General features: G+C 66.6%; 4 protein-coding genes. 1 reads left to right on the top strand and 3 read right to left on the bottom strand.

Annotation, left to right across the window (positions count from 1 at the left end; genetic code table 11):
* Positions 1-174: 174 nt before the first annotated feature.
* The 3 genes from RT697_RS26335 to RT697_RS26325 all read right to left on the bottom strand — a co-directional run bounded on the left by RT697_RS26335 (position 175) and on the right by RT697_RS26325 (position 6,161).
* The gene (locus RT697_RS26335; RefSeq protein ID WP_313702580.1) at positions 175-1,653 is read right to left on the bottom strand and encodes an efflux transporter outer membrane subunit; all 1,479 of its coding nucleotides are present in this window, start codon (positions 1,651-1,653) and stop codon (positions 175-177) included.
* A 73-nt stretch (positions 1,654-1,726) separates the two neighbouring features.
* The gene (locus RT697_RS26330; RefSeq protein ID WP_313702579.1) at positions 1,727-4,942 is read right to left on the bottom strand and encodes an efflux RND transporter permease subunit; all 3,216 of its coding nucleotides are present in this window, start codon (positions 4,940-4,942) and stop codon (positions 1,727-1,729) included.
* A gap of 25 nt (positions 4,943-4,967) precedes the next feature.
* Positions 4,968-6,161, bottom strand: a complete 1,194-nt coding sequence (locus RT697_RS26325; RefSeq protein WP_313702578.1) for an efflux RND transporter periplasmic adaptor subunit — start codon at positions 6,159-6,161, stop codon at positions 4,968-4,970.
* A gap of 386 nt (positions 6,162-6,547) precedes the next feature.
* Here RT697_RS26325 and RT697_RS26320 point away from each other — a divergent pair.
* The coding region (locus RT697_RS26320; protein ID WP_313702577.1) for a LysR family transcriptional regulator at positions 6,548-7,170 on the top strand (623 nt) is incomplete at its 3' end.

Raw genomic sequence — 7,170 nt, 5'->3', positions numbered from 1 at the left:
AACGCCTCGCCCACAAAAATACGGACAGGCTCCAATGACGGCCTTCAGGTGTCTGAAGGCGCTAGGTGTCTGACACCCCTGAGGCGCACCCGTAACGAGGTAAAGCCGACCTACGCGGGGTGTCTGACACCGGGTTAGAAACCCACAGGTGCCAGACACCAGTCCGAGCCGCCTTTACTTCGTCGCGACCTTTTCCGGCGGGACCGGATTATCCCAGCCGCCGCCGATGGCGCGAATCAATGCCACCGTCGACCGCGCCTGTTCGGCAGTCAGCTGCACCGACACGCGTTGCTGCAAGAGCACGCTGCGGTCGGCTTCAATCACGTCCAAATAGCTGATCGAGCCTTCGCGATATTGCGTGTGCGAGAGTTTCGCGGCTCGCGCAGCCGATTCCACTGCCGCGTTCTGGGCCTTGGTCTGGTCCGCGAGGATGCGCAGGTTCGCCAGATTGTCTTCCACTTCGCGGAACGCATTCAACACGGTCTGGCGATAGACGGCGACGTCTTCCTCGTAGACCGCGCGGGCGCGGTCCAGGCCGGCCTGGCGGCGGCCGCCGTCGAAGATGGGCATGGACAGGGCGGCGCCGACCAAGGGGCCGAGCAGGAACGTGCGGCTGGACCATTGGAAGAGGTTGCCCAGTTCCGAGGACTCGTAGCCGAAGGCGCCGGTGATGTCCAGGCGCGGGAAGAACGCGGACTTGGCGGCGCCGACGCGGGCGTTGGCGGCGGCCATGGCGCGTTCGGCGGCGGCGATGTCGGGGCGGCGTTCGAGCAGCGTGGAGGGCAGGCCGGCGGGGATGGTCAGCGCGATCTTTTCGATGGGCTGCGGCGGCATGGTGAACTCGGACGGGGCGCGGCCGAGCAGGACGGCCAGCGCGTGTTCGGCGGTGGCGCGGCGGCGGTCGATGCCCAGGGCCTCGGACTGCGCGGAGGCGAGTTCGGCCTTGGCGCGTGCGAGGTCGAGTTCACTGATGTCGCCGGCGTCGTAGCGGCGCTGGATGAGTTGCAGCGTTTCGGTGCGCAGCTTGACGGTCTGGTAGTACAGGCGCGATTCGGCGTCCTGTTCGCGAACCAGGAAGTAGGTGGTGGCGACGTCGGCTTGCAGGGCGAGCAGGACGGAGCGGTAGAGCGCTTCGCTTTGCTGGGCATCGGCGGTGGCGGCGTCGACGGTTGATGCCACGCGGCCGAAGAGGTCGGCTTCGTAGGACACGGTGCCTTGCGCGCGCCAGGTGGTGACGGGCGAGGTGGACGTGCCGTCGGGCAGGCCTTGGGATACGGCCGAGGGACGTTGGCGGTTGGGGCCGAAGCCGGCGTCGAGGCTGGGGAAGAAGCCGGAACGGGCTTCGCGTTGCAGGGCCCGGGCCTGGGTGAGGCGGGCGGCGGCGGCCTGCAGGTCCTGGTTGGCGCGCTGAGCTTCTTCTTCAAGCTGGTTCAGGCCTTCGTCGTTGAAGACCTTCCACCAGGCGCCGCGCAGGGCGTCCTCAGAAGGTTCGGCGGGCTTCCAGGTGCCGGCCTCGGAGGCGGGCAGGGCGGCTTCCTTGAAGGCGGCGGGCGTGTCCGCCGTGGGGCGCTGGTAGGTGGGACCCACCGCGCAGCCGGCCAGCACGAGCAGCATGGCAAGCAGGGCGGATCCTCGGGTCAGTCTTTTGATCATGATGACGTTTCTCTTTGGCGCGCGTCCCGTTCGATCTCGGACGGGACGCGCTGGCTACGCTTTCTCTGTCGGCTTACGCGTGGTGTTGCGGGGCGGGCGGCGCGTTCGGGTCGATGTGCGGCACGCAGACGGGCGCTTCATGCGGCGCGGCGGAGTGCAGCTTCTTGCCGCCGAGCGAGCGCAGCAGGACGTAGAAAACCGGCGTGAGGAAAAGGCCGAACAGGGTCACGCCCAGCATGCCGAAGAACACGGCGACACCCATGGCGTGGCGCATCTCGGAACCGGCGCCGGAGGACAGCACCAGCGGCACGACGCCCATGATGAACGCGATGGACGTCATCAGGATGGGACGCAGGCGCAGGCGGCTGGCCTCGATGGCGGCTTCGAGCGGGGTGCGGCCGTTCATTTCGAGCTCTCGGGCGAATTCCACGATCAGGATCGCGTTCTTCGCGGACAGTCCCACCAGCACCATCAGGCCGATCTGCGTGAAGATGTTGTTGTCGTTGCCGGTGAGGTAGACGCCGGTCAGCGCGGCCAGGATGCTCATCGGCACGATCAGGATCACGGCGAGCGGCAGGGTCAGGCTTTCGTACAACGCGGCCAACACCAGGAAGACGAGCAGGACGCTGATGGGGAACACCCATAGGCCGGCGTTGCCCGCCAGGATCTGCTGATACGTGAGGTCGGTCCATTCGAACTTGACGCCACGCGGCAGGGTTTCGGCGGCGACGCGCTCGGCGGCGGCTTGCGCCTGGTCGGACGAGTAGCCGGGGGCCGGGCCGCCGTTGATGTCGGCGGCGGTGTAGCCGTTGTAGCGCACGACCATTTCGGGGCCGAAGGTCTGCTTGACGGTGACCAGCGAGGACAGCGGGACCATGTCGCCGGCGGCGTTGCGGGTCTTGAGCTGCAGGATGTCGTCGGCGTGCGCGCGGAAGGGCGCGTCAGCCTGTGCGCGAACCTGGAACACGCGGCCGAATCGGTTGAAGTCGTTGACGTACATGGAGCCCAGATAGATCTGCATGGTGTCGAAGACTTCGGTCACCGGCACGCCGAGCTGCTTGGCCTTGACGCGGTCCAGGTCGACGTCGAGCTGCGGGACGTTGATCTCGTAGCTGGAGAACGTGGGGCCCAGTTCCGGCGTCTGGCGCGCCTTTTCCAGGAAGGCCTGCTTGGCCTTGTCCAGTTCGGCATAGCCGAGCGCCGAGCGGTCTTCAAGCTGGAGCTTGAAGCCGCCGAGCGTGCCCAGGCCCATGACGGGCGGGGGCGGGAACACGGCGATGAACGAGTCCTGGATGGCGGCGAACTTCTGGTTCAGCGAGGCGGCGATGGCGTTGCCCGAGAGCTCGGCGCTGTTGCGTTCGCCAAAGGGCTTGAGCGTGACGAACACGATGCCGGCGCTGGAGCTGTTGGTGAAGCCGTTGATGGACAGGCCGGGGAAGGCGATGGCGGATTGCACGCCGGGTTCCTTCAGGGCGATGTCGCTCATGCGGCGGATCACGTCTTCGGTGCGGTCCAGCGAGGCGCCGTTGGGCAGTTGCGTGAAGCCGATCAGGTATTGCTTGTCCTGCGCGGGCACGAAGCCGCCTGGCACCAGGTACGAGACGCCGATGGTCGCGGCGACCAGCACGGCGTACACGCCCATCGCGCCGGCCTTGCGGCGGATGACGCTGGCCACGCCCGTGCCGTAGGACTCGGACGCGCGGCCGAACATGTTGTTGAACCAGTTGAAGAAGCGGCCGAAGACGCGGTTCATGCCGCGGGTCAGCCAGTCGGGCTTGTCGTGGTGGCTCTTGAGCAGCAGGGCCGACAGGGCGGGCGACAGAGTCAGCGAGTTGAAGGCCGAGATCACCGTCGAGATGGCGATGGTCATGGCGAACTGCTTGTAAAACTGGCCGGTCAGGCCCGTCATGAAGGCAAGCGGCACGAACACGGCGCACAGCGTCAGCGCGATGGCGATGATGGGGCCGCTGACTTCGCGCATGGCGCGATAGGTCGCATCGCGTGGACTCAAGCCGGCCGCGATGTTGCGCTCGACGTTTTCGACGACCACGATGGCGTCGTCCACCACGATCCCGATGGCCAGCACCATGCCGAACAGCGACAGCGCGTTGATGGAGTAGCCGAACATCAGCAGCAGCGCGAAGGTGCCGACGATGGACACGGGCACCGCCAGCAGCGGGATGATGGACGCGCGCCAGGTCTGCAGGAACAGGATCACGACCAGCACGACCAGCGCGATGGCTTCGAGCAGGGTGTGCACGACGGCTTCGATACTGGAGCGCACGAACTGCGTGGGGTCGTATTCGATGCGGTATTCCACGCCCGGCGGGAAGTCCTGCGCCAGCTCGGTCATGGCGGCGCGCACCTGGCTGGAGACGTCCAGCGCGTTGGCGCCCGGCGACTGCATGATGCCCATGCCGACCGCCTGCTTGTTGTTCAGGAGCGAACGCAGGCCGTATTCCTGGGCGTCCAGTTCCACGCGGGCGACGTCGGACAGGTGCGTCACGGCGCCGTCCGGCGAGGTCTTCAGGATGATGTCGCGGAATTCTTCTTCGGTCTGCAGGCGGCCGCGCGCGTTCACGTTCAATTGCAGCGGCACGTCGCCCTGCGTGGGTGAGGCGCCGATCACGCCGGCGGCCACCTGTACGTTCTGCTCGCGGATCGCGTTGACGACTTCGGATGCGGTCATGCCGCGCTGCGCGACCTTTTGCGGATCGAGCCAAACGCGCATGGAGTAGTTGCCCGAGCCCCACACCGTCACTTCACCCACGCCCGTGATGCGAGACAGGCGGTCCTTGACGTTCAGGATCGCGTAGTTGCGCAGGTAGGTGATGTCGTAACGGTCATTGGGCGAGATCAGGTGCACGACCAGCGTCAGCGTGGGCGAGCTCTTGGCCGTGGTCACGCCCAGGCGCTGCACGTCCGGCGGCAGGCGCGGCAGCGCCTGCGAGACGCGGTTCTGCACGAGCTGCTGCGCCTTGTCCGGGTCCACGCCCAGCTTGAAGTTCACCGTCAGCGTGAGATTGCCGTCGCTGTTGGCTTGCGACTGCATGTACAGCATGTCCTCGACGCCGTTGATGGATTCTTCCAGCGGCGAGGCGACGGTTTCGGCGATGACCTTGGGGTTGGCGCCCGGGTACTGCGCGCGCACCACCACGGACGGCGGCACGACTTCCGGGTATTCGGAGATGGGCAGCTGGAACATGGCCAACAGGCCCGCCAGCAGCACCAGGATCGACAGCACGCCGGCGAAGATCGGCCGGTCGATGAAGAATTTTGAGATATTCATGAACGTTCTCGTTCGACGCGTCGGCTCAGTTCTGCGCCGAGGCGGTCTGGACCGGGTTGCGCTTGGCGGCAACCATCGGGACTACGGTCGGGGTCACGGCGTCGCCGGGGCGGATGCGCTGCAGGCCGTTGACGACGATGCGCTCGCCGGCAGCCAGGCCGGAATCGACCACGCGCAGGCCTTCCTGATTGGCGCCCAGCTTCACCTGGCGGTAGACGGCGTGGTTCTTGTCGTCCAGCACCAGCACGAAGCGCTTGTCCTGGTCGGTGCCGATGGCGCGTTCGTCGATCAGCACGGCCGCGCGGGGCTCGCTGCCGCCCAGGCGGATGCGGGCGTAAAGGCCCGGCAGCAGGGTGCCGTCGGCGTTGTCGAACTCGGCGCGCACGCGGATGGTGCCGGAGGTTGCGTCCAGGCGGTTGTCCACCGATTGCACGGCGCCCGTGCGCGAGTAGCCGTCTTCATTGGCCAGGCCCAGTTCCACCGGCACCGCGCCATTGCGGCCGTTGCGGGTGGGATTCACGTAGCGCAGGAACGTTTGTTCGTCCACGTCGAACGATGCGTACATCTTGGACACCGACACCAGCGTGGTCAGCGGCACAGACGCGGCGCCGGCGGCGACCACGTTGCCCACGGTGACCTCGGCGCGCGACACGCGGCCGTCCACGGGGGCTTCGATACGCGTGTAGCCCAGGTTGAGCTTGGCGTAGTCCAGCGCGGCCTGGGCGCCCTGCAGGTTGGCGGCGGCTTCGCGCGAGGCGTTCTGCTTTTCCTCGAAGTCGCGGCGGGCGATGGCGTTGTCGGTCAGCAGGCGCTGGCCGCGGGCCAGTTCCGAGGCCGTGTAGGCGGCGCGCGCCTTGGCGGCGGTCAGCGCCGCGGCGGCGCGGTCCACCTCGGCCGCATAGGGGCGCGGGTCGATGGTGAAGAGCACGTCGCCCTTCTTGACGATGCTGCCGTCCTGGAAATGGACGGCGGTCAGCGTGCCGGACACCAGCGGGCGGATGTCGACGCGGTCGATGGCTTCGAGGCGGCCGGAGTAGCGCTGCCAGTCGACGATGGTCTTGTTGACGACTTCCGCAACCTCGACGGGCGGCGCGGCGGGGGCGCCCTGCGCCATCGCGACATTGCCGCCCGCGGGGCCGCGGGTGAGGGCATAGCCGCCGCCCGCCGCCAGCACGGCTGCAAATACGACGAGCACAGCAATACGTTTACGCGAAACCATGGTGTTTCCTTGAGTGGTTCTTTAGAGGCGGAAGCGCGCTTGCCCGGGATGAGGGGACGAGGCGTCGGCGGGGCGGGGATGCCAGTCCTAAGAATCCGAAGCTATATGGATATGCTGCAGCGCAGCATCGACCGGGATCGTTTATCCAGAGGCGGCGGGCGCCTGATCAGGGCGGGTCGCTGCGGGTTCGGAATCTGAGGATTGACATGCCCTTTTCTTGCGCCGGGCGGCAAGGGCACTTCAAGATGGTTTGCATTCTGAGTGTTTTGTCCGGGCGGATAAACCTGTCTATCCCGGCAACACTGTTCGTGGAGAATGACTAATCGGCGGCGAAATCGGGTTATGCTCCGTCCACCCCGACTTATTTGCCTAAGGACACCCTTGCCATGGACCGCTTTCAGGCTATGCAGGTGTTTGTGCGCGTCGTGGACGCCAATAGCTTCACCCGGGCGGCCGACAGCCTATCGCTTCCGCGCACCACCGTCACCACCATCATTCAGAATCTGGAACGCCTCCTGGGCGTTCGCCTGTTGAATCGCACCACGCGCCGCATCGGCTTGACGCCCGACGGCGCGGGCTATTACCAGCACTGCGTGCGCATTCTCGCCGACGTGGAAGAGACCGAGGCCTGCTTTCAGGAAGCGGCCCTGCGGCTCAAGGGCCGCCTGCGCATCGACGTGCCGACCTGCATCGGCCGGCTGATCCTGATTCCCTCATTGTGTGATTTCCACGACAAATACCCCGACGTCGAGCTGGTGCTGGGCCTCGGAGACCGTCCGGTCGACATGGTCCAGGAAGCCGTGGACTGCGTGATCCGCGCCGGCGATCTCGAAGATTCCAGCCTGGTCGCCCGCCGCATCGGCACGCTGCAGACGGTGACGTGCGCGTCGCCGACCTACGTGGCGCGTCACGGCATGCCGCAGACGATCGAGTCGCTGCGCGACCACCACGCGGTGCATTATTTCTCCAGCCGCACCGGCCGCAATTGCGCCTGGGACTTCAAGGTGGA

The organism is Achromobacter sp., from assembly GCF_032113835.1.
Taxonomy (GTDB): domain Bacteria; phylum Pseudomonadota; class Gammaproteobacteria; order Burkholderiales; family Burkholderiaceae_B; genus Achromobacter.
The sequence above is the reverse complement of the archived record's forward strand: the minus strand, read 5'-3'. Positions and strand labels throughout refer to the sequence as shown.

Bases quoted from the DNA above. Each gene is read 5' to 3' on its own strand.
- RT697_RS26330 (WP_313702579.1), bottom strand. From the start codon at position 4,942: ATGAATATCTCAAAATTCTTCATCGACCGGCCGATCTTCGCCGGCGTG.
- RT697_RS26335 (WP_313702580.1), bottom strand. From the start codon at position 1,653: ATGATCAAAAGACTGACCCGAGGATCCGCCCTGCTTGCCATGCTGCTC.
- RT697_RS26325 (WP_313702578.1), bottom strand. From the start codon at position 6,161: ATGGTTTCGCGTAAACGTATTGCTGTGCTCGTCGTATTTGCAGCCGTG.